General features: G+C 70.6%; 18 protein-coding genes. 6 read left to right on the forward strand and 12 right to left on the reverse strand.

All coding sequences use genetic code 11. The features are described from left to right. Positions 1 to 39 precede the first annotated feature (39 nt). A complete protein-coding gene (locus tag CP976_RS01120; protein ID WP_150478571.1) occupies positions 40 to 1,563 on the forward strand; it encodes an ABC transporter substrate-binding protein in 1,524 nt (507 codons plus the stop codon). Between the two features lie 3 nt (positions 1,564 to 1,566). Beyond that, positions 1,567 to 3,321, forward strand: a complete 1,755-nt coding sequence (locus CP976_RS01125; RefSeq protein WP_150478572.1) for an ABC transporter permease subunit — start codon at positions 1,567 to 1,569, stop codon at positions 3,319 to 3,321. A 52-nt stretch (positions 3,322 to 3,373) separates the two neighbouring features. On the opposite strand, the gene CP976_RS01130 is transcribed toward CP976_RS01125, so the two are convergent. The 9 genes from CP976_RS01130 to solA all read right to left on the reverse strand — a co-directional run bounded on the left by CP976_RS01130 (position 3,374) and on the right by solA (position 13,541). Continuing rightward, a complete protein-coding gene (locus tag CP976_RS01130; protein WP_150478573.1) occupies positions 3,374 to 4,357 on the reverse strand; it encodes a D-2-hydroxyacid dehydrogenase in 984 nt (327 codons plus the stop codon). A 1-nt stretch (position 4,358) separates the two neighbouring features. After that, complete coding sequence (locus tag CP976_RS01135; RefSeq protein WP_150478574.1) at positions 4,359 to 5,810, reverse strand: NAD-dependent succinate-semialdehyde dehydrogenase; 1,452 nt, start codon at positions 5,808 to 5,810, stop codon at positions 4,359 to 4,361. A 42-nt stretch (positions 5,811 to 5,852) separates the two neighbouring features. After that, a complete protein-coding gene (locus CP976_RS01140) occupies positions 5,853 to 7,133 on the reverse strand; it encodes an NAD(P)/FAD-dependent oxidoreductase (RefSeq protein ID WP_150478575.1) in 1,281 nt (426 codons plus the stop codon). Between the two features lie 152 nt (positions 7,134 to 7,285). Continuing rightward, complete coding sequence (locus CP976_RS01145; protein WP_150478576.1) at positions 7,286 to 8,152, reverse strand: ABC transporter permease; 867 nt, start codon at positions 8,150 to 8,152, stop codon at positions 7,286 to 7,288. Then, positions 8,149 to 9,042: an ABC transporter permease gene (locus CP976_RS01150; RefSeq protein WP_150478577.1), complete on the reverse strand. Its 894-nt coding sequence runs from the start codon at positions 9,040 to 9,042 to the stop codon at positions 8,149 to 8,151. Before CP976_RS01150 ends, CP976_RS01145 begins: the two co-directional genes overlap by 4 nt. 3 nt (positions 9,043 to 9,045) lie before the next feature. Then, positions 9,046 to 10,185 (reverse strand): ABC transporter ATP-binding protein, encoded by a 1,140-nt coding sequence (locus CP976_RS01155; RefSeq protein ID WP_150478578.1) that lies wholly within the window; start codon positions 10,183 to 10,185, stop codon positions 9,046 to 9,048. Next, on the reverse strand, positions 10,178 to 11,287 hold the full coding sequence (locus CP976_RS01160) for an ABC transporter substrate-binding protein (RefSeq protein WP_150478579.1): 1,110 nt from the start codon (positions 11,285 to 11,287) through the stop codon (positions 10,178 to 10,180). Before CP976_RS01160 ends, CP976_RS01155 begins: the two co-directional genes overlap by 8 nt. A 320-nt stretch (positions 11,288 to 11,607) precedes the next feature. Beyond that, entirely contained in the window at positions 11,608 to 12,288 is a 681-nt protein-coding gene (locus tag CP976_RS01165; protein WP_150478580.1) for a haloacid dehalogenase type II, read from the reverse strand. Positions 12,289 to 12,401: 113 nt separating this feature from the next. Continuing rightward, complete coding sequence (gene solA, locus CP976_RS01170) at positions 12,402 to 13,541, reverse strand: N-methyl-L-tryptophan oxidase (protein ID WP_150478581.1); 1,140 nt, start codon at positions 13,539 to 13,541, stop codon at positions 12,402 to 12,404. 281 nt (positions 13,542 to 13,822) lie between these two features. Between solA and CP976_RS01175 the strand changes: the two genes are divergently transcribed. The 4 genes from CP976_RS01175 to CP976_RS01190 all read left to right on the forward strand — a co-directional run bounded on the left by CP976_RS01175 (position 13,823) and on the right by CP976_RS01190 (position 19,826). Then, positions 13,823 to 15,442: a PucR family transcriptional regulator gene (locus CP976_RS01175; protein WP_208838920.1), complete on the forward strand. Its 1,620-nt coding sequence runs from the start codon at positions 13,823 to 13,825 to the stop codon at positions 15,440 to 15,442. Positions 15,443 to 15,584: 142 nt separating this feature from the next. Continuing rightward, positions 15,585 to 15,767, forward strand: a complete 183-nt coding sequence (locus CP976_RS43470) for a hypothetical protein (protein WP_229876661.1) — start codon at positions 15,585 to 15,587, stop codon at positions 15,765 to 15,767. Positions 15,768 to 15,922: 155 nt separating this feature from the next. Further along, positions 15,923 to 17,011 (forward strand): ABC transporter substrate-binding protein, encoded by a 1,089-nt coding sequence (locus tag CP976_RS01185; protein WP_150478582.1) that lies wholly within the window; start codon positions 15,923 to 15,925, stop codon positions 17,009 to 17,011. 40 nt (positions 17,012 to 17,051) lie between these two features. Then, positions 17,052 to 19,826: a SpoIIE family protein phosphatase gene (locus tag CP976_RS01190; RefSeq protein WP_150478583.1), complete on the forward strand. Its 2,775-nt coding sequence runs from the start codon at positions 17,052 to 17,054 to the stop codon at positions 19,824 to 19,826. A gap of 9 nt (positions 19,827 to 19,835) precedes the next feature. Here CP976_RS01190 and aztD read toward each other — a convergent pair whose 3' ends face one another. From aztD to CP976_RS01205, 3 genes are all read right to left on the reverse strand, one after another. After that, complete coding sequence (aztD, locus tag CP976_RS01195) at positions 19,836 to 21,035, reverse strand: zinc metallochaperone AztD (RefSeq protein WP_150478584.1); 1,200 nt, start codon at positions 21,033 to 21,035, stop codon at positions 19,836 to 19,838. A 94-nt stretch (positions 21,036 to 21,129) separates the two neighbouring features. After that, on the reverse strand, positions 21,130 to 22,089 hold the full coding sequence (gene aztC / locus CP976_RS01200; protein WP_150478585.1) for a zinc ABC transporter substrate-binding protein AztC: 960 nt from the start codon (positions 22,087 to 22,089) through the stop codon (positions 21,130 to 21,132). Then, positions 22,086 to 23,315 carry a PQQ-binding-like beta-propeller repeat protein gene (locus tag CP976_RS01205; protein ID WP_150478586.1) on the reverse strand — a complete coding sequence of 410 codons (1,230 nt, stop codon included), beginning with the start codon at positions 23,313 to 23,315 and terminating at the stop codon, positions 22,086 to 22,088. Before CP976_RS01205 ends, aztC begins: the two co-directional genes overlap by 4 nt. Positions 23,316 to 23,318 lie beyond the last annotated feature (3 nt).

Genomic DNA, 23,318 nt, shown 5'->3' on the forward strand with positions numbered 1-23,318 from the left:
CCGCTGCGGCATGCCCCACTTCCGCACGACAGGACTCACATGCGCACCACCTCCCGCGGTCTCATAGCGGCGCTCGTTCTCCCCCCTCTGCTGGCCGGCTGCTTCGCGCCGAGCGACAGCGGCGACGGCACGGGGGCCGGAGCGGGATCGGGCGGGCGGCTGCGGGTCGCGCTGGCCGTGCCCCCGGTGCAGGCGCTCTCCCCGTACAGCAACGACGCCACCGTGCTGAGCAAGCTGTCCGTCGCCGAGGGTCTCACCGCCCTCGACCGGAACGGCACGGCCAAGCCCGGGCTGGCGAAGTCGTGGAAGCAGGACGACGACACCACCTGGACCTTCGAACTGCGCAAGGCCGAGTTCCAGGACGGCACCGAGTTCACCGCCCAGTCCGTCGTCAACGCGCTCGACCACGCGAGCGCGGCCAAGCCCAAGCCCCGCGTGCTGAGCGACGTGGCCCTCACCGCCAAGGCCGAGGACGCCGACACCGTCACCCTCACCACCAAGACACCCGACCCCGTGCTGCCGCTGCGGCTGGCCAGCCCCGCGCTGGCGATCCTGTCGGCGAAGGCGTACGGCAAGGACGGCGCCGTCAGCCCGGCCGGTACCGGCACCGGCCCGTTCGAGATCACCCGGCTCAGCGGCAAGGCCAAAGCGAAGCTCGACCGCTTCGACGGCTACTGGGGCGGCAAGGCGAAGGCGCCCGGCATCGACGTGAGCTGGATCGCGGACGGCACGGCCCGCGCCAACGCGCTGCGCGGCGGCGAGGCCGACATCGCCGAGTGGATCCCCACCGCTCAGGCGAAGCTGCTCGACAAGGACACGCGGCACGAGGTGCCCTCCGTGCGCACCGACAGCCTGATCCTCAACACCGGCAGCGGCCTGTTCACCGACGCCGGTCTGCGCGCCGCCGCCCGGGAGGCAGTCGACGGTTCCGCCCTGGTCGACTCCGTCTTCGGCGGGTACGCCGACCCCGCGCAGGGCCTGTTCGGGCCCGCCGTGCCGTGGGCCGCCGACAAGCGGGTGGACGTGACCGGCCGCGCCAAGGCCGACACGACCGCCCAGGTGAAGGCCGGGACCAAGGGCAGGACGCTGCGGCTGGCCACCTACACCAACCGGGCCGAGCTGCCCGAGGCCGCGACCGTGCTCCAGCAGCAGCTGGAGAAGGCCGGGTTCACCGTGAAGCAGGACGTGCGTGAGTACACGCAGATGGAGGCCGACCTCCTCGCCGGGAAGTACGACGCCCTCGTCTTCTCCCGGGTCACGCTCCTCGACACCGGTGACGCGGTCGACTACCTCGCCAGCGACTTCACCAGCGAGGGCGTCTACAACATCCCCGGGCTGAAGGACGGCGCGGTGGACAAGGCCATCCGGGCCGCCGCCGCGGAGCGCGACACGAAGCGCCGCCAGGAGAAGATCATGCGTGCGGAGGCGGAGATCCTGCGCACCGACGCCGTCGTTCCACTGGTCCACGAGCAGGCGGTGCAGGGCATCGCCACCGGTGTCGAGGGCGTGATCCTCGACCCGCGCGAGCGCTCTCTCGTCGACGTCGACACGCACGCCGGGTAACGCATGAGCGTCGTGCACGCCCCCGCCGCCCGCCTGTCCCTCTGGCCGGCGGCGGCCGGCCGTGTGCTCGCCGGAGCCGCGCTGCTCGGTGCGGTGGCCCTGCTGCCGTGGCTGACCGGCGCGGACCCGGCCCGCACGGTGCTGCGGGCCCGCTCCGCCGACCAGAACCCCACAGCCGCGGAACTGGCCGCCGTACGGAAGCAGCTGGGGCTGGACGAGGGGCCGTTCGCGCATCTCGCGCACTGGCTGGGCGGCCTGCCGCGCGGGGACGCGGGCGTCTCGTGGGTCTCCGGCGAACCGGTCATGCCGCAGGTGGGGACCGCCCTGTCGGTCTCCCTGACGCTGGTGCTGGGCGCGTTCGTGGTGACCGCCCTGGTCGCCGCGCTGGTGTGTGCCCGCACCGTGTTCCTCGGCTCCCGGCGACGGCTGCGGCAGGACCGGGCGGGCACGACGGCGGCCGTGCTGGCCGCCCTGCCGAAGTTCCTGCTCGCCTCTGTGCTGGCCACCGTGTGCGGGGTCTGGTGGGGGTGGTTCCCGTCCAGCGGCTGGGAGGGGCCGCAGTCGATGGTGCTGCCCTCGCTCGCCCTCGGCATCCCGTCGGGCGCGATGCTCGGCGGGCTGCTCGACCAGGCGCTGCCCGCCGCCTTCCACGAACCGTGGGCGCGCACGGCGTACGCCGTCGGGCTCCCGCCCGGCAACATCGCCCGCAACGCGCTGCGCCGCACCCTGCCCGGCATGCTGCCGCAGTTGCTGCCGACCGTCGTGGCCCTGGTCGGCGGTGCGGTCGCGGTGGAGAAGATCTTCAATATTCCGGGGCTCGGCCGGCTCGCCCTGGAGGCGGCCGTCGCGCAGGACCTCCCGGTGCTCCAGACCGCGACCCTGGCGCTGGTCCTGCTCGGCGTGAGCGCCGGGATCCTGATCCGGGCACTGCGCCACGCGCTCCTCGGCCGCCCCCTGCGCGACGGCGCCCTGCCGACCCTGCACCGGCCCCCGCTCGTCCCGCCGCGTTCCCTGCGCTGGATCACCGCGGCTTGTTCGGTGGTCCTGATCGCCCTCGTCACGGCGGGCCTCCTGCGCGACCCCTTGCAGGTCGACACGGCGGCGCGGCTGGTGGCTCCCTCCCTCGAACACCCCCTGGGCACGGACGCGCTGGGCCGGGATCTGCTGGCCCGGCTGGGCCACGGGGCGCTGCGCACGGCCGGTGTCGCCCTCGCCGTGACGGTGGTCAGCGCGGTCACCGGGCTCCTGCTGGGCATGGCGCCGCGGGCGAGCGCCGGTCCGACGGAGGTCGTGTCGACCCTGCCCGCGGTCCTCTCCGGACTGCTGATCGCGGGCGTGACCGGGCCGTCGGTGTGGGGCGCGGCGATCGCGGTCTGCGTGGTCGGCTGGAGCCCGTACGCCGCCCAGACCGCCGCGCTGCTCGAACAGGAACGCGCGAGCGGTCACATCGCCGCGTCCGTCGCACTCGGCGCGGGGCGGACGCACCTGCTGCGCCGTCACCTGCTCCCCGCGGTGCTGCCGGCCCTCCTCCGCAACGCCCTGCTGCGGCTGCCGACCGCCGTCCTGGTACTGGCCTCGCTCGGCTTCCTCGGCCTGGGCGAACAGCCGCCCACCCCCGAGTGGGGCCGGCTCCTGTCGGAGAACCAGCCGTACGCCGAACTCGCCCCCTGGACGGTGCTCGGCCCGGCCGCCGCGCTGGTGGTGCTCTCCGTGCTGGCGGTGACGGGCAGCGCGCTGGGACGCGAGAAAGGCGTGTAGCAGGTTGCCCCGGCCCGTGCAGTCCACGGCCGGGGCAACCTGCTACACGCCTTCAGACAGGGCGCGTCCCGTCGACCACGTAGCCCCGCCGCTTGTCCACGACGTTGCGCAGAGGGCGGCCTTCGATGTGCCGGGTGAGGTTGTCGAGGAACACCTCGACGAGCGCCTCCCGCTCGCTGGTGGTCTCGCCCGCCGTGTGCGGGGAGATCATGACACCGGGCATGTCCCACAGCGGCGACCGGGCCGGCAGCGGCTCCTGGCCGAAGACGTCCAGGGCGGCGCCTGCGAGCCGGCCGGCGGCGAGGTGGTCGATGAGCGCCTCCTCGTCGACGAGTCCGCCCCGGCCGACGTTGATCAGCCGGGCTCCCGGCTTCATGGCCGCCAGCACGGAGGCGTCGACCATCCCCCGGGTGTCCTTGGTGAGGGGCGCGGCCAGGACGACGTAGTCCGCCTCCGTCAGGGCGGCGGGCAGAGTCGTCGCACCGTGGACCGTGCCGAAGTCGGGGTCGTCCGTGCGGGCCTTGCGGCCGGCTCCGCAGACCCGCATCCCGGCGGCCCGCAGCAGCCGGGCGGTGGCCCGGCCGATGGGCCCCGTGCCCCAGACCAGCACCGTGCGTCCGGTGATGCCGTCACTGGGGCGCGGACGCCACTCGCGACGCCGCTGGTGCTCCCAGGTGCCGGGGAAGTCCTTGGCGAGGGCGAGGATCAGGCCGAGCACGTACTCGGCGGTCGGCTGGTCGTAGACCCCGCGGGCGTTGGTGAGAACGACACCCGGATCGTCCACCAGGGCGGGGAAGAGCAGGGAGTCGACGCCCGCGGAGGAAGCGTGCACCCACCGAGGCGCCTTCTCGGGGTTGTCGGGCCAGGCTTCGCGGATGGCCGGTGTGATGGTGACCCAGGCCAGGAGGGCGTCGGCACCGGGGAGGAGGTAGGGCAGCTCCTCCTCGGTGGCGTAGACGGTGTCCGCGAGGCGTTCGATGAGCCCGGTGGCGGGTGGCCGGTTGCCCCGGTAGAGGACGACGAGTCGGTCGGGCATGTCAGCCTCCGACGGGGACTGCGATGTACTTGTACTCGAGGAACTCGTCGATGCCGACGCGTCCGCCTTCGCGGCCCAGGCCGGACTGCTTGACGCCGCCGAAGGGGGCGGCGGGGTTGGAGACGAGGCCGGTGTTGAGGCCGATCATGCCGCTTTCGAGGCGTTCGGCGACGCGCAGGGCGCGGTCGAGGTTCTGGGTGAACAGGTAGGCGGCGAGGCCGAACTCGGTGTCGTTCGCGGCGGTGATGGCCTCGTCCTCGTCGTCGAAGGTGAGGAGGGCGGCGACGGGGCCGAAGACTTCGGTGTCGTTGATGGCGGCGTCGGCGGAGACGTCGGTGAGGACGGTGGGCGGGTAGAAGCACCCGGGCCCTTCGGGGAGTTCACCGCCGGTGAGCACCTTCGCGCCGCGCTTGACGGCGTCGCGGACGACGTCGTGGGCCTTGCTGCGGCCGGCGATGTCGATGAGGGGGCCGACGTCGGTGCCGGGTTCGGTGCCGTCGCCGACCTTGAGGGCGGCCATGCGGGCGGCGAGGCGGGTGGCGAACTCCTCGGCGACGGAGGTGTGGACGTAGATGCGGTTGGCGGCGCAGCAGGATTCGCCCATGTTGCGCATCTTGGCGACCATGGTGCCTTCGACCGCGACGTCGAGGTCGGCGTCGTCGAAGACGATGAGGGGGGCGTTGCCGCCCAGTTCCATGGAGGTGCGGATGACGGTGTCGGCGCACTGGGCCAGCAGGATCCGGCCGACCTGGGTGGAGCCGGTGAAGGAGAGTTTGCGGATCTGCCCGCCGCGCAGCAGGGGCTCGACGACTCCGGCGGCGTCGGTGGTGACGACGATGTTGAGGACGCCGTCGGGCAGGCCGGCTTCTTTGAGGATCGCGGCGAGGGCGAGGCTGGTCAGAGGGGTCTGGGGGGCGGGTTTGAGGACGATGGTGCAGCCGGCGGCGATGGCGGGGCCGATCTTGCGGGTGCCCATGGCCAGGGGGAAGTTCCACGGGGTGATGAGCAGGCAGGGGCCGACGGGCTGGCGGGTGACCAGGAGGCGGTTCCTGCCGTCCGGGGCGGTCATCAGGCCGCCGTCGATGCGGACGGCTTCCTCGGAGAACCAGCGGAAGAACTCGGCGCCGTAGGCGACTTCGGCACGCGCCTCTGCCAGGGGCTTGCCCATCTCCAGCGTCATCAGCAGCGCGAGGTCCTCGGTGCGCGCGATGATGATGTCGTAGGCGCGGCGCAGGATCTCGCTGCGCACCCGGGGCGGGGTGGCGGCCCAGGCCGTCTGCGCGGCGACCGCCGCTTCGACGGCACGCCGGCCGTCGGCCGGGGAGGCGTCGGCGACCCGGCACAGTTCCTCACCGGTGGCCGGGTTGTCGACGGACAGGGTCCGGCCGGACTCCGCGTCCTGCCAACCGCCGCCGATGAAGAGCTGCTTGGGAACATCGTGGACGACAGTCATCTCGGGGTCTCCTTGTATGCGTAGAGGTGCGCTGCCGCACGGTCAGCGGATGCGGTCCAGCGTCTTGTAGTAGGCGCCCGCGAAGGGCAGGAACCAGGCGGTGCCGTTGTAGAGGGGAATGCGGGGCGGGGCCAGGTCGCGGACCGGGCTGACCTCGGGGTGGCCGTCCATCACCTCCGCCATGACCTGCCCCATGTGCGTGGCCATCTGCACGCCGTGGCCCGCGTATCCCATGGAGTAGTACACGCCGTCCTCGGTCTGCCCGGCGTGCACGATGCGGTCCATCGCGAAGCCGACCGAGCCGCCCCACACGTACTCGACCTTCGTCCGGGCGAGTTGGGGGAAGATCTCGCACATCTCACGGAATAGGACCGCTCCGCTCTTCTTGTCCGAGGTGGGGTCGGACGGTGCGAAGCGGGCGCGTCCGCCGAACAGCAGACGGTTGTCCGGAGTGAGCCGGAAATAGTGACAGACCTGGTTGGAGTCGACGATGAGGCGGGCCTTCGGGATGATGTCCCGGGCGAGCTGCTCGCCGAGCGGCTCGGTCACGATGATGAAGCTGCCCAGGCAGACCTGCTGGCGGCGCAGCCACGGGAAGTTCTTGTCGGTGTAGGCGTCGGTGGCCATCATGACCTGCCCGGCGCGGATCACACCGCGCTCGGTGCTCACCTCGAAACGGCCGGCGGCGGTGCGCCGCACGCCGATGGCCGCGTTGCGCTCGTGGATCTCGACACCGGTGCGCTCGCACGCCTCGGCCATGCCGCGCACGAAGCGGCCCACGTGCAGTGCCGCGCTGAGCGGGTCCAGCAGGCCGCCGTGGTAGGCGTCGGATCCGATCTCGGAACGCAGCTCGGACTTGCTGACCAGTGTGGTCTCGTGGCCGAAGTACTTGGCCAGGTCGCGCTGCTGGGCCTTCTTGCTCTCGAAGTGCGCGGGGCGGGACGCGACGCCCAGGCGTCCGACGCGGTTGAACTGACAGTCGATGGACTCCTCGTTCACGAGCCGCTCGACGGTGTCCACGGCCTCGCCGTAGGAGTTGTAGATCTCGCGGGCCCGCTCGAGTCCGTACCGGCGGATGGCCTGGCTCACGCCGATCGTAAAGCCCAGATTCGCCATGCCGCCGTTGCGCGCCGAGGCCCCGGAACCGATCTGGCCCTTCTCGACGAGGGTGACACGGGCGCCCTTGCGGGCGGCGTGCAGGGCGGTGGACAGACCCGTCAGGCCCGCACCGACGACCACCAGGTCGGTGTCCTCGGTCAGGGGCTTGCCGGACCGGTCGGGGAATCCCCCGGCGGTTTCTATCCAGTACGGGATCGTCTTCATTGCGGGTCTCCTGCGGGGAAGTTTCGGGGGGAATCCGGGCCGGGCACCCACTCGGGGGCCCGGCCGACGGCGCTGTCAGCGGTAGCGCGGCCCGTGCCGGCGCAAGGCACAGGCGAGGGACAGCAGCAGGTGCGGCTGAGTGGCGGCGGTGGTCATACGGTCTCGCCTCCGGGTGCGGCGATGCCTGCTGTGTTCTCGACGGAGAGCAGGGAGTTCTGGCGTCCGGAGCCGAGCCAGCGCACGAGGGCGACCAGGGCGAGGGCGAGGATCGCGAAGGCGATGAGGATGGCGCTGATCGCGGTCACGCTGGGGTCGATGTCGAAGGTGAGGGAGTTGTAGACCTGCACCGGCAGGGTGACGGTGTCGACGGAGGAGAGGAACTGGGAGATGTAGAACTCGTCGAAGCTGGTGATGAAGGAGAAGATCGCGGCGGCGATCATGCCGGGTGCGGCGAGGGGGAAGGTGATCCTGCGGGCGATGGTCAGCCGGCTGGCGCCCATGCTGGCGGCTGCGTCCTCGAGGCGTTCGTCGATGCCGCGCAGGGTGGCGATCAGGATGAGCACCGCGATGGGTGAGGCGAGCACGGTGTGGCCGAGGGCGATGGCGATGGGGCTGCCCAGCATCGCGGCGGGTTCGAAGAGCAGGAACAGCCCGAGGGCGGTGACGATCTGCGGGATGAGCAGGGGGCCGAGGACCAGGGCGTAGACCGCGGAGCGCAGCGGGAGTTCGCTGCGGGTCAGGGCGGTCGCCGCGGTCACGCCGATGATCAGCGAGAACACGGTGCTCAAGCAGGCGACGAAGGCGCTCAGTGTCAGGGCGGCGGGCCATTTGCTGCCGTCGGCGAACAGTGCCTTGTACCAGCCCAGCGTCCAGGAGTCCGGGGGGAAGGCGGCGAAGGCGTTGTTGCTGAAGGAGGTGACGAGGATGACGACGATCGGCAGCGCGAGGAACAGCAGGATCACGGTGGCGATGGCGGTCAGGGCGATGCGCCCGGCGAGGGTCTTGCGCAGCTCCATCATGACGCGCTCCTCTTCTTACGGCTGGCGCCCAGGGAGCTGACGAGCTTGACCAGCAGCAGCCCGGCGAAGGTGAGCAGCAGCAGGATGACGCCCTGGGCGGCCGCCCCGTTCCACTGGTTTTCCTTGGTGACCTGCTGGTTGATGAGGGTGGCGATCATCGTCTGGTTGGGTCCGCCCATCAGGGCGGGGGTGATGTAGTAGCCCAGCGAGAGGATGAAGCTGAGCAGTCCGGCACTGGCCAGTCCGGGGGCGACCAGCGGCAGGTAGATGCGGCGGAAGATGGTCACGCGTCCGGCGCCCATGCTGGACGCGGCGGCCAGCAGACGGCGATCCACGCCGCGCATCACGCCGTAGAGCAGCAGCACGGTGTAGGGCAGCATCATCGAGGTGGTGCCGATGACCACGCCGAGTTCGTTGTAGAGCAGTTGGAACGGCGCTCCTGGTACCGACAGGCTGGTGAGGGTCTCGTTCACCAGGCCCTTGTCACCGAGCAGGATGATCCAGCCGTAGGTGCGCACCAGGGCGCTGATGAAGTGCGGAACGACCACGATCAGCATCGCCAGGGCCGCCCACACGGGCTTGAGCCGGGAGATCGCGTTGGCCAGGAGAAACCCGAAGACGAGGCTCAACAGCGCCGTCTCCGCGGAGATCCGCAACGTCGTGAACAGCACCGACAGATTGACCCCGGTCAGGGCCTCGGCGTACCAGTGCAGGGTGAGTGATCCGTCGGCGTTCTTCAGGCTGAGGAACAGCGTGGTGAAGATCGGGTAGACGAACAGCACCAGCAGATAGACGACGACCGGCAGTGCGTAGAGGATCCCGACGCGGGTCTTGCGCGAGGCCAGGAGCTTGCGCGGACGGGCGGGGGCGGTGGCGGTGAGGGCAGCCATGGCTCACCCTCCCTGTTCGACGGCGAAGAGGTTGACGTCGTCCGGGTCGACGGTGATCCCGATCCGTTCGCCGGTGACGGGGCCGCGGCCGGCCGGTACCTCCAGGCGCAGCAGCGGCGCGTCACCACCGTCGATCCGCACGCCCGCGCGGACCAGGGTGCCGACGTAGGTGGCGGTCTCGACAGTGCCGGTACAGAAGCCGTCGTCGGGGGCGCAGGCCCGCAGCCGGCCCGGCTGGACGGCGGCCTTGACCGGCGTGCCGGAGGCCAGCTGGTGGCGGCGTGCCTTGAGCAGGCCGCCGGACGCATCGAGACGGACCAGGGTGTGCTCGTCGGTGTGCTGCTCGATGCGGCCGGGCAGGAAGTTGGCCGCGCCGAGGAAGTCCGCCACGAACGGGGTCCTGGGCCGTTCGAACAGCTCGCGGGGAGTGTCGAACTGCTCGATCAGACCGTTGCGCATCACCGCGATGCGGTCCGACATGACCAGCGCTTCCTCCTGGTCGTGCGTCACATAGATGACGGTCAGGCCCAGTTCCTGCTGGATGGCCTTGATCTCGACCTGGAGCTGGTCACGCAGCTTCTTGTCCAGCGCGCCCAGCGGCTCGTCCATGAGGATGACCGGCGGGCGGTAGACGAGTGCGCGGCACAGGGCGACACGCTGCTGCTGCCCGCCGGACAGCTCACGCGGCTTACGGTTGCCGAACCCGGACAGACCCGCGATCTCCAGCGTCTCCCCGACCCGCCTGCGGATCTCGTCCTTCGGCACTCCGCGTAGCGTGAGCGGGAAGGCGACGTTCTCGCTCACGGTCATGTGCGGGAAGAGCAGGTACTGCTGGAACACGAAGCCGAGGTTGCGTTTCTGCGGGGCGAGCTTCGTGACGTCACGGCCGCCGACGGTGATGGTGCCGGAGTCGGGTTCGCAGAAACCGGCGATCATCATCAGGGTCGTGGTTTTGCCCGATCCGGAGGCGCCGAGGAAGGTGACGAACTCCCCGGCCGCGATCTCCATGGACGCCTCGTCGACCGCGACGACGTCCCCGTAGGTCTTGCGCAGCGCCACCACCGACAACGCTTTGCCCGTCGCGGTGGGCAGGGTGCCGCCGGCCACCGTCACAGACGGTGTGACCACATCGAATTCAGCCACGAGCCCACTCCAACCAGCGCTTGGTGACGGCCGATTCGTTCTTCAGCCACCAGTCGATGTCCGCGTCGAAGCCCTCGTCGTAGTACTTCGGCGCACCCGCGAGTGCGTTGCGCTCGTCCTCGGTGAGCTTGGCGTAGGCCACCGGAGACGACGGGTTCGACGGGAAGGCCTTGGCCAGAGCGGCCTGGCTCTCGGCACGCAACGCGAAGTCCATGAGCTGGTAGGCGCCATCCACGTTGGCCGCGCCCTTGGCGATGGCATAGCCCGAGAACTGGCGGCGCATGCCGTTGAGCTGCCGCTCGACCGGGACGCCCTGCTTCTGGAGATCGGCGATCCGGCCGTCCCAGACCGTGGACATCGTCACCTCCTGGCGGCTCAGGAGCACGCCGGGCAGCGGACCGCTGTCCCAGAACTTCTTGATGTCACCCCGCAGCCGGGTCAGCACCTTGAAGGCGCGGTCCACATCCAGCGGGTACAGCTTGTCCATCGGCACACCATCGGCCAGCAGCGCGAACTCCAGCTCCGGCAGGTCACCGTCCGGGCTGACCATCGCGCGGCCGCCCTTGAACGCCTTGGTGTCCCAGAAGTCCGCCCATGACTCCGGCTTGCGGCCATCGAAGGCATCCGTGCGATACGCGATGCACTGGCCGTAGAAGCTGTGCCCGATGGCGTGCTCGGTGATCTGGTTCTCGGGGACCTTCGCGCTCTTCAGGCTCTTGAGCCGGCCGGGGTCCAGCGTCTCCAGGGCACCCTGCTTCACATACTTCAGGTGAGACATCATCGAGTTGTTGATGAGGTCGCACTGCGGGCGGCCCTGCTTGATCTGGGCCAGCAGCGGAGCGTCGTCCAGGTTCAGCACCTTGACGCCGATCCCCGTCTCCTGCGTGAACGGCGTGTAGATCGCCTTCTGCAGGGCCGCGCCGTAGGAACCGCCGCTGTCGCGGACGACCACCGTCTTGCCGCCCTTCCCACCGGTGCCGGTGGAAGCGCTGCGGCTGGTGCCGGTGCCGCAGGCGCTGAGGGCGGTCGCAGCGGCGAGACCCGCCGTGGCTCCGCCGACGCCGCGCAGGAAGAGTCTGCGGTCTATACGGGCGTCTCTCATGGTTTGCCTCCTGGGGGTGGTGCTAAGGGGAAACAGGGACGGCTGGGGATGGGGCTACGAGTGGGGGTCCGCTTCGTCGGATCCGAGGCCCGCGCCGGGGGTCGGGCTGCGCCGGGGACGATGGTGAGGCCGTTCATGCCGTAGAAGATCCGACCGTCGGGCGGGGCGGGGACCGTGTGCTACCCGCCGCCGACCGGGTCGATGATGCGGCGGCGGACATCACCCCCTCGGCCCGGTACTTCGAGTTCTACGCGGGCGTCGACGACCAGCTCAGCGGGGTTCTTCGGGGATGTCCGTGCGGGGACGATGTGCGTCGCGCGTCAGATGCCGAGCATGGTGTTGAGGTCGTCCAGGGACTTCACCGGCACGTAGTCGTAGCCGTGGGTCACCGGGTCATAGCCGCGATCCAGCAGGATCAGGTTGCGGAAGCCCATGTCGTGCATCGGCATCAGGTCGTAGCGGGTGTGCGAGGAGACGTGCACGAAGTCCTCGGGGGAGGCGTCGAGCTGGTCGAGCATGTACTCGAACGCGGCGTAGCGGGGCTTGTAGAAGCCGGCCTGCTCCGCGGTGTAGACCGCGTGGAAGTCCGCACCGAGCCGGGGCACGCTCTCCTCCAGGAAGGCGTCGTCGGCGTTGGAGAAGATGACCAGCTTGTAGTTCTCGCTCATCTTCTTCAGCGGCTCCGGCACATCGGCGTGCGGGCCCCAGCTGCGGACGCCGTCGGCGAACCGCTTGCCCGCGTCCGGGGCCGCCTTCACACCCCACTTGCGGCAGACCCGCTCGAAGGAGTCGTGCAGCACCTGCTCGTAGGAGTAGTACTCGCCGCGGACCTGGTCGTAGCGGTAGCCGCGGAACTCCCGGACGAACTGGTCCCAGTGTTCGGCGGGGATCTGGTCACCGACGAGCTCACGCGTGATGGGGGTGATCGGGTACTCGATCAACGTGCCGTAGCAGTCGAACGAGACGTACTTCGGGCGGAATTGAAGCGAGGGAATGGGCATGAGGGTCTCCTGTCTTGGCTTGGGGAACTGGTTACGGCCGGCGCATGCCCTTTCGGGCATTCCCATGACAGAGATGTCGGGGGTGGGGGGCGATGCCGTCGGCATCGCCGGGATCAGGCGGCGGTGCCGGCTCCGGCCGGGGCGAGGAAGCCGACGGGATGGTCCGTGGTGCCGTCGAGTGCCAGGTCGGCGGCGATCTCGCCCATGGCGGGCGAGAGTTTGAAGCCGCTGCCGGAGAATCCGGCCATGACGATGATGTCGTCCTCGCCGGGGAGATGACCCACGAGCGGGTTCCCGGACTCCGTGTAGCCCTCCATGTAGACCGACAGCCTGATGGGGTCGGGGTTCAGATCGGGCATCAGTTCGCCGATGAGCTCGCGGAAGGTGGCGAGTTCCTCCGGGCGGACCGTGCGGTCGAGCCGCTCGGGGTCGGGTACCGGCAGATAACGGGCGAAGGAGAGGCCCAGCTTGACGGAGATGCCGTCGGGTGACGGGAGCCCGTAGCAGTCATGGGGTGCGCTGCGTACGAAGGCGGGGGCGCCGCCCGCGAACCAGTCGTGGCGGGTGGGAATGTGCCAGGAGCTGATCAGCCGGCGGATGTCGACGGTCTTCGGCAGGTCCGGGAGCAGGGTGTTGATCCAGGGGCCCACCGTCACCACGGCGGTGTCGACGTGGTCCGTGCCCTGGTCGGTGACGATGTGCACCCCACCGCCCGCCGCGGGGGCGATCTCCCGCACCGGGGTGTAACGGTGCAGCCTGGCGCCGAGTTGCTCGGCGCGGGCGGCGGCGGCCTGGATCGACGCCTCGGGCCTGATGATGGCGCCCAGCCGGTCGAGGACGGCGGTGTGCCCGTCCGGGAGGCGGTGCTGGGGGTAGCGGCGGGCGAGTTCTTCCCGGTCCAGTACCTCGTGGTCCAGCCGGTGGGTGGAGCTGGCGGAGAGGAGGAGACGCATCGACGGCGAGGCGGTCTCGCCCATCACCAGGCATCCGCTGCGGCGTCGCAGTGAGGAGCCGGTTTCGCGCTGGAGCCGGTCCCACATCCGGTCGGCGAGCCCCAGCAGCGGAATGTACCCGGGGTCCCCGAGGTGCACTGCGCGGAAGATGCGGGTCTCACCCCCGGCCGCGCCGCGATCGTGCCCCGGGGCGTACCGGTCGTAGCCGATGACCTCGGCTCCGCGAGCGGCCAGCCGCCACATGACCTGGCTGCCCATACTGCCGGCACCGATCACGGCAACGCGCTTCGGGATGCGCATGAGGTCGCTCCTTTCGCCGGGTGCGGCCTGGGTGTCTCAGTGGTGCCCCGGCACGGTGGGGACACCGTGCGGACCCTTCCGATTCGGGCCCTTTGGGGATGGCGTTCACTCTCGACCCCGGCGAATACGCAGGTCAACCCACACTCTGTTCCGCCTCGGGACCTTATCGAGACGAAGTGTCATGGCGAGCAGGCCGGCCACGGAAAGTAACCCTGCCCCTCTTGTCACGGTGATGTGCCGGTGCGAAGGTGACCCCGATCCCTCGGACGAAAGCAGTCCTTATGCCGCCCAGACGGCCCGCAACCGGGCGCTTCCCGACCATCACGGAGGTTCTGAGCCTCCCCGTGCTGGCCGAGGGGATGCCGCGCGTGCTGGCCGGTGAGTCGCAGCTGGACCGTGCGGTGCGCTGGGTGCACGTCACCGAACTGCTCAACCCCGCCGATTTCCTCGAAGGCGGCGAGCTGGTCCTGACGACCGGCATGCCCTATCCCGAGGACGCCTCCGAGCTGCGTGGCTACGTCGGCCAGCTCGCCGATGTCGGCGCGGCAGGCCTGATCGTGGAGCTCGGCTACCGGTACCGGAAGGTGCCCGACGAGCTGGTGGCGGCCTGCCGTGCCCGTGAGGTGCCGCTGGTCGAGCTGGCCCGCGGCGTCCGGTTCATCGACGTCACGCAGACGGTGCACGCGCTCATCCTCGACGCCCAGGGGGCGCTGCTGCGCCGCGGCAGGGCCGTCCAGGACATCTTCACCGCCCTGACGCTGCGGGGGGCGAGCCCCGAGGAACTGGTGCACACCACCGCCGAGCTCACCGGGGCCCCCGTGGTGCTGGAGGACCTCACCCACCGGGTCCTGATGTGCGAACTGCTCGGCCGGCCGTACGAGCCGGTGGTGTCGGCCTGGTCCCGGCGTTCCCGGGCCGCCCCGACCCCGGAGAAGATCACGCCGAGCGGCCCGGAGGGGTGGCTGATCGCGCCCGTGCAGGACCACCAGGGGCCGTGGGGGCGGCTGGTCCTGCTGGAGGGCCGGCTGAACCCGGAGCCCGACCCGGAACACGTCCTGGTGCTGGAGCGCGCGGCAGTCGCCCTGAGCATGGCGCGGCTGGCCGGACCGGCCTGGTGGGAGCGCCGGGCCCACCGCTCGGTGCTGCGTGACCTGTACGAACGGCGTTTCCGCTCTCCCGCGGACGCCCGCGCACGCGCCGAGGCCCTGGGACTGCCGACCCTCGGGCACCGCCTCTTCGCCGTGGTCATCCGCCACACGCACACCGGTACCGGGGAGCACCTCGACGAACGGATCGCGAAGGCGATGGCGCAGACCGGCATCCGCGCCCTGGTCGGCGAGACGGCCCCGGGCCGGATCGGCGTGCTCCTCGCCCTGGCACAGGCCAGCGCCTGGCAGCCGGTCGCCGAGCGGATGGGCCGTCTCTGCCGCGAGGAGCTCGGCCCGGAATGCGTCGTCGCCGTCGGCCCCGGCGTGACCGACCTCTCCGGGATCGCCCGGTCGTGGCAGGAGGCCGAGCAGACGGCCGAGGCCATCACGCCCGCCTCACCCGACCGCTGGTTCTACGTCCCCGCCGACGTCCGGCTGCCGGAGCTGCTGGGCGTGCTGCGGGAGGACATCCGCCTCCAGCGGTACGCGGAACGGCAGCTCACGCGTCTCATCGAGCACGACGACCGCAACGGCGGCGACCTGCTCCCGGCATTGCGCGCCTATCTGACGGCGGCCGGGAACAAGTCGGTCGCGGCGAAACAGGCCGGCATGTCCCGGCAGGCGTACTACCAGCGGCTCCACACCATCGAGCGGCTCCTCGGCTGCGATCTGGAGTCGGGCCTTCAGTGCACGTCCCTGCACGTCGCGGTGCTGGTGCTGGACGCGCGGGGAGCGGCGGCGCCCGGCACGTGACGAGGCGACGCCCTTGAGCTGTACCAGCAACCAGAGCTGGACATCGTCACCTACTTCCCCGCGGTGGACCCGGCCACCCTCACCGCCGTGGACGCGGCGTCGGCCCGCGTCCTGGCCGACGGCATGTCCGGCCCCCGATCCGGTGTTCCCCAGCACCCTCAAGGCCGACCGCGAGTCCTTCACCGCCCGCCACCCGAAGGTCACCGCGGACGCCGAGGGCGCGCGCATTCTCCGCAGCGTCCTGATGAAGCCGGGGTCCGAGCTGTATGTGGAGCGCCTCCACGACCGGGTCGAAAGGCTCACCCGGGCCCTGGCAAAGGAATGATATTGCCTGCATACTTGCACAACCCTCACGGAGGAAGATCTCTGCCGAAATGACGATCCCGTAGCAAATGGACGGGACACGAAGCAGGGAAGCGCATTCCGCGTGAATCCGCCCTCCCCTACCGGCCCCGCGCCCAGATCCACAGGAGGAAGAGGGTGAGCGAACACGGAATCGATCGCAGAGCATTCCTGGGGGGCGGAGCCGCGGCAGGCGTCGCCACCCTCGCGCTCACCGCGTGCCGGCCCCGCTCCGACCAGGGCACCACCAGGACCAAGAGCAGTGGACCGCTCGTCGTCCGCGACATCGGCGGCACGTACGGAGCAGCGAATCGAAAGGCCGTCTACGACCCGTTCACCAGGGAGACCGGAATCCAGATCAAAGTGGTGAACATCCTGCACGAGCGGATGATCGCCCAGATCGAGGAAGGCCGCCCCCGGTTCGATGTCATGGACATCAACATGACCCACTTGGCACTCTTCAAGCAGGAGGGACTTTCGGAGGAGCTCGACTACGACCGGCTGAAGAACGCGACGAATGCCGGCATCGCCGAGTCCCTGTTGACCTCTCACGGCGTGGGAAAGAACTATTGGGCCAGCGTCCTGGCATACCGTGCCGACGCCTTCGGCCGGAAAAAGCCCGAGTCCTGGGCGGACTTCTGGAGCACCGGGCAATTCCCGGGCAGGCGCGCGTTGCAGGGCTCGGTGGACTGGCCGGAGCTGGAGTTCGCCCTCCTCGCCGACGGCGTGCCGCTCGACGAGCTGTATCCCCTCGACGTGGACCGTGCCTTCGCGGCCCTCGACGCCATCAAGGACTCCGTGCCGGCGTTCTGGGAGAGCGGCGCCGTACCGGGTGAACTGCTGGACCGTAAGGAAGTCGTGGCCTCCAGCGTCTGGAACGGCCGCGTCCAGAGTCTGATCAGGGACGGTTCCCCGCTCGCGTACGCGTGGAACGGTGCTCGCAGGCAGAGCAACGGCTACGGCATCCCCAAAGGCGCAGCGAACCCGGAGGCCGCCTACCGGCTCATCGACTTCGCCCTGCGGCCCGATGTACAGGCCCACTTCGCACGGATCCACCCCGAGGGGCCTGTCGTGCCGGCCGCCTACGCACACCTCTCCGAGACCGCCGCCGCGCACCTGGCGAGCTCTCCGGGGCACCTGCGGTCCGGTTTCGACCTGGACGTCGAGTGGTGGGTCGAGAACGGAGATGCCCTGACCGAGCGCTGGCAGGCGTGGGCACGCACCTGAGCCCGAGGCACAGGGAGCGATGAAAGACAGGAAAAGGGATATGGCCACTCGTTCTGGTCGGCTCCGGGTGTCTCGGTTCCGTCCGTACAGCGGGTACAGCGGGCCGCGCTCGACCGCCCTGCCCCGGGTACGCAGCGTCGCGGGCCAGGTGTTCCTGCTCCAGCTGGCGATCATGGTGCTGTTCGCCGCGGCCGCGGGCGTGGCCCTCGTGTTCCAGGCCCGGAACGCGAGCATGCAGGAGGCCCGGCAACTGGCCTTCGGAGTCGCCCAGGCCTTCGCGCACGCCCCGGGGACGCTGGAGGCCATGAAGTCCGACAACCCCCGTGCGCTGATGCAACCGCGTGCGGAGGAAGCCCGTGAGGAGTCCGGGGTCGACTACGTCGTCGCGTTCGATCCGAACGGCTTCCGCTGGACCCATCCGGACCCGGCACTGATCGGGAAGCACATCTTCGCGCTGCGCGAAGGCGCCGCGGCCGACAGACCCTTCACCCAAACCTTCGAGGGCAGTCTCGGGCTCTCCGTGGACTCGACGGTCCCCGTCTACGACACCGGCGGGAAGACCATCGTCGGCTTTGTGGCGGCCGGCATCACGGTCGACAGCGTGGACGAGGTGGTGCAGGGCCAACTGCCGCAGCTGCTCGGCTTCGCCGGCGGCGCGCTGGTGGTCTCGGCCGGTGGGACGGCCCTGGTCTCCCGGCGCTTGCGGCGGCAGACCCACGGCCTGGACCCGTCCGAGATGACCCGCATGTACGAGCACCACGACGCGGTGCTGCACGCGGTGCGGGAAGGGGTGCTGATCATCGGGGGTGACGGACGGCTCCTGCTGGCCAACGACGAGGCGCGGCGGCTGCTGGCGCTGCCCCCGGATGCCGAGGAACGCCGTGTCACCGACCTGGGCCTGGAGGCGGGCACCGCCCGGCTGCTGGGATCGGGCCGGGTGGCCACCGACGAGGTGCACCTGGCCGGCGACCGGCTGCTGGCGGTCAACATGCGGCCGGTCGGCCCCGACGGCGGCCCGGCGGGCAGCGTGGTCACGCTGCGCGACACGACGGAGCTGCGGGCCTTGGCGGGCCGGGCGGAGGTGGCCCGGGAGCGGCTGCGGCTGCTGTACGACGCGGGGGTGCGGATCGGCACCACGCTGGAGGTGACGAGCACCGCGCAGGAGCTGACCGAGGTCTCGGTCCCCCGGTTCGCGGACGCCGCCACCGTCGACCTGCTGGACCCGGTCCTGCGGGGTGAGGAGCCGGCCGGGCTCGGCTCCGAGATGCGCCGCGCGGCGGTGTTCGGCGTCGAGGGGGCACGGACGCTTCACCACGTCGGGGAGCTGATCCGCTTTGTCCCCACCTCGCCCATGGCCGTCGGCGTCGAGCGCGGCCACGCCGTTCTGGAGGCCGACTTGGCCGCCTCCGGGGACTGGATGGCCGCCCAGGACCCCGACCGCGCCCGGCGCGTGCTGGACCACGGCTTCCACTCGCTGATCACCGTGCCGCTCCAGGCCCGCGGCGTCGTGCTGGGCATGGCGAGTTTCTGGCGCTCGGAGGCCCCTCCCTTCGAGGAGGAGGATCTGGCCTTCGCCGAGGAGCTCGTCGCCCGGGCCGCGGTGGCCATCGACAACGCCCGTCGCTACACCCGCGAGCACGCCCTGGCCGAGACACTCCAGCGCAGTCTGCTGCCCGGCTCCCTGCCCGACCACTCGGCCGTGGAGGTCGCCCACCGCTACCTGCCGGCTCTGGACGGAGTCGGCGGCGACTGGTTCGACGTCATCCCCCTGCCCGGCGCCCGGGTCGCACTGGTCGTCGGCGACGTGGTCGGGCACGGCCTCCACGCCGCGGCCACCATGGGCCAGTTGCGCGCGGCGGTGCACACCTTCTCCGCCCTGGACCTGTCCCCGGACGAGCTCCTCGGCCACCTGGACGAGCTGGTCGCCCGGATCGACGGCGAGGAGAGCGCCGAGCGGGACGACAAGGGCGTCACGGGAGCCACCTGCCTCTACGCGGTCTACGACCCGTCCTCCGGGCAGTGCTCGCTGGCCCGGTCCGGGCATCCGGAGCCGGCCCTGGTGCACCCCGACGGCACCGTGGAGTTCCTGCGGGTGCCGGGCTCCCCGCCGCTCGGGCTGGGCGGCGGGGAGCCCTTCGAAACCGCCGAGTTCACCTTGCCCGAGGGGTCCAGGCTGGTCCTGTACACCGACGGGCTGATCGAGGACCGGGAAAGCGGCATCGACATCGGCCTGGAAGCGCTGCGCGATGCCCTGGCGCGGCCCGGCCGGACTCCGGAGGAGACCTGCGGGGACGTCTTCGGCACCCTGCTTCCGGCCCACCCGGGCGACGACATCGCCCTGCTCGTCGCCCGCACCCACCGGCTCGATCCCTCCCGGGTCGCCGAATGGAACGTGCCCGGCGATCCCGCGGTCGTCGCCGGGATCCGGGCGGACGTCACCCGTCGGCTCGGGGCCTGGGGGCTGGACGAGATGGCCTTCACCACCGAGTTGGTGATCAGCGAGCTGGTCACCAACGCCATCCGCTACGGCACCGAGCCGATTCGGCTGCGGGTGCTGCACGACCGCGACAGCCTGATCTGCGAGGTCACCGACGGCAGCAGCACCTCACCCCACCTGCGTCGGGCCGCCACCACCGACGAGGGCGGACGAGGGCTGTTCCTCGTCGCCCAGTTCTCTCAGCGGTGGGGCACCCGCTACATGGCCCGCGGAAAGGTGATCTGGACGGAGCAGTCGCTCCACGGCCCGGCACCCGACGCCGACGGAGCTACGGCCGACACCTTGCTGGACCAGTGGGACGAGGCCTGGTCGACCTGAGGACGGGGTTCAGTGGCCGGTGACGACACCGGACAGTTCGTTCGTGCTCTTCGGCAGGGTCACGGACGTGACCTTCTTGCCCGTTTCGATGTCGATGGCGTGCAGCTTGCGCTTGCCCGGCTCGGAGACGTACGCGGTGTGGTCGCGGACGAAGAGGGTGGGCCGGGGCTGCTGCCAGTCCAGCGGCTCCTGCCACTCGTCCACGACGGGGATCTTCTTCTCCACCTTGCCCGTTTCCGGGTCGATGACGTGGAGGCTGCCGTTCGTGCCCAGGAGGAGTGCCTCGCCCTGGGGTCCGCGGCCGAGCGAGCGGAAGGAGTAGCTGGTGCCCAGGTCGACCAGGCGCAGTCTCGCGGTCTCGGTGTCGATGAGGGAGATGCGGGTCGGCCGCTCCAGTTCGGCCTCCGGGTCGGTCTTGTAGTCGCCCAGGAGAACGGGCGACGCGTCGCTGCCGCTCTGGTTGCCGATGCGGCCGTAGTCGTCGGGAGCGTCGACCTTGGTGAACGTGCCGTCCTTGTAGATCAGGATGCCGTCCTCGCAGCCGATGCCGACGGCCTCGCCCTTGGCCGCGGCCTCGCCGTGGACGCCGGGGCAGTTCTCGTTGCGCTTGATCTCCTTGTTGTTCTTGTCCAGGACGAGGGCGCCGGTGCGCTTCTCCTCGGTGCCGAGGATGCTGAGGAGTTCGCCGTTGCTCAGTTCGATGGCGACGCCGTGGTGCGGCTCGGCGGAGCTGTAGCTGCGGCCTTGCGGCTTCTTGCCGCCCGAGAGGTCGTCGGGGTCGAAGACGTCGACCTCGCCGGTGCCATCGGTGAACAGAACCGTCTTGCCGGCGTGCCGTACGACGTGGCCGGGCTTGGCGCCCTTGTACTCGACGCCGGTGAAGGCCTGTTGGGCGGCGTTCAGGACGCGGAAACCCGAGTCGGTGGAGATGATGACGTGGTCGTCGTCGCCGGCGCGGTTGAGGCGGTTGAAGCCCGGCAGTTCGATCGTGTCGGCCAGCTTCAGGCTCTCGCCGTCCAGGACGTACAGCCCGCCGTCGAACGTGGCGACCAACGGGTCCTTGACCGCGACGGCCTTGGTACCCGGGGCGTTCTTGGCCTTCGTGTCGGTGGAGGAGCTGTCCTCTCCTCCGCAGGCGGTCAGGACGGCGGAGGCCGCCAGGGCGAGGGCTGCGCCCGTGAAGGCTCTGTTGCGCATCGACTTGTTCACCGGGGTGTTCCTTTCCGGCCGCGCGGGCGCGGCGTCGGGTGTGGGTGCTGCTGCTGGACGGCCGATCGGCCGGGCGCCATGTGAGGGGGCGGATTCAGGCGCCGGTCAGTCCGTCGGTCATGGCGGTGGTGTTGGCGCGCATCATCTGCAGGTAGGTGCCGGCGCCCTTGCCCTCTTCGGTCAGGGATTCGGAGTAGAGCTCGACGACACGCGTCCGGCCGCCCAGCTCCGTGTGCAGGACCTCGGCCAGCCGCTTGGGCTGGGAGGAGTCGGCGAAGACCGTGCGTACGCCCGCCTTGCGCATGGCCTCGGTGAGCGAGCGCAGGTCGGAGGAGCTGGGCGAGGCCAGCGTGGTACCGCTCGGGATCACCGCACCGACCACCCGGAAGCCGAAGCGTTCGGAGAGGTAGCCGAAGACGTGGTGGTTGGTCACCAACGCACGCCGTTGTTCGGGGATGCTGCCGAAGGACCTCTCCATCCAGGTGGTGAGGTCGGCGAGTTGGCCGTCGTAGCGGTCGGCGTTGTCGCGGATCGCCTTCTCGTCGACGCCGTCCACGTGCTCGACCACCTGGTCGGCGATCAGGCCGACGGCCTTGCGCACGCGGTCGGGGTCGGTCCAGAAGTGCGGATCCGGCTGCCCGGCCTCCTCCTCGGGCCCCCCGTCGTCCTGCGCCTGGAAGGTGAGGGGGTCCACCGCCTTGCCGGCCTCGAAGGTGGCCACCCCGGACTCGCGGGCCGCCTCCACGTGCCGGAGCACGTTCTCCTCCAGGCCCAGCCCGTTGAAGACCACGAGGTCCGCACGCTCCAGTTCGGCGGCCTGCACGGCCGACAGGCCGAAGGAGTGCGGGTCGGCGTTCGGCTTCATCAGCACGGTGACGTCGGCCTCGTCGCCGACGATCTCCTGGGTGACGTCACCCAGGATGTTGGTCGTCACGACCACCCGGGGCCGGTCGTCGCCGCTCGTACAGCCGGTGCCGGCACCGGCCAGGGCGAGGGTGAGCAGGGCCAGCAGGAAGGTGGGCAGCCGACGCGCCTCTTGCGTCTGTCTCGTCATCGTCCGGTCTCCACCATCAGGGCCGGCTCGATGTCCAGGTCGAAGGTGCGCGCGACGCGCAGGTTGTCGTTGTAGTCGATCTCGTACACGCGTCTGCCCTTGGGGTCGTTGAGGTAGGCGCGGCTGCGGTCGACCTCGATGACCGGTCCCGCGTTCCCATCGGTGCCGGCGGCGGAGGCGCCCGCCAGGAGCGGCTTCGTCCAGGTGACCTGCTTGCCGGTGGAGATGTCGTAGCCGTGGAGCGATCCGTCGGTCTCGAGGACGATCAGGACCGAACCCTCGCCCGCTGTGTTGGCCGAGACCACCGGACCGGTCCTCACCCGTGTCCACGTGCGTTCGGTGACGTCCAGGACCCACACGGCCCGGTCACCGGCCGGCGCCGTGAGCGTGTCGCTGCCGGGCCGGTGCCGGAAAGCCGTGGCCCGTTCCGCTTCGGATACGTCGCTGCCATACGGGATCTTCTCGGCGGTGAAGGTGCCGTCGGCCTCACGGACGAGCAGGGCACCGTCCGCGCAGCCCAGGACGACTCCGCGCCGGGTGACGGCATCGCCCCGTGGGTCCTCGCACCGGGCGTCCGGCGACGCGGCCCGCTTGCCCTCGCGGTCGTACACCAGGACCTTCCCGTCCTCCGTGACGCCGAGCAGGTGCTCTTCGTGGGGCACGACAGCTCCCGGGTGCGTTCCGGGAAGCGTGCGGGGCGAGCCGGCCTTGCCCTTCTCCAGACCGGCCCGGCGGTAGATCCTGGCGCGGCCGTCCTCGTCGGTCACCGCGGTCACCGCGGCGTCGCTGCGGACGCGGGTGCCCAGGCCTCCGGGCAGCCGGCCCACGTCGCGTATGGCCGCGCGGTAGTAGTGGACGTGGTCGCCGTGATCCACCGTCCAGGCGCCGCCGTCGAGGACGTGTGTGCCGCCTGAGGTGTGGAAGTAGCCGAACCGGCCGTCCGTGGTGAGTTCGGCGGTGCCTGTCCTCCGGGACACCTCCTGCGCCTTTCCGGTGATCAGGTCGAGTACCCGGGTGTCTCCTGTCCCCGGGTCGTTGAGCAGCAGCCGCGACTGCTGCTCGGCCTTCTCCTGTGCCCCCTCGACATATCCGTGCGGAGCGGATGCGGAGGCGGTGGACTTCGGGGTGGACACGTCGTCGTTCTGGCCGGCGCAACTCGTGGTGATCAGGGAGACGGCCACGAGCGCGGCAGGCGCCCAGGGAATGACGTTTCTTCGGACGAGCAAGGG

It is taken from the genome of Streptomyces coeruleorubidus (assembly GCF_008705135.1).
Lineage (GTDB): Bacteria > Actinomycetota > Actinomycetes > Streptomycetales > Streptomycetaceae > Streptomyces > Streptomyces coeruleofuscus.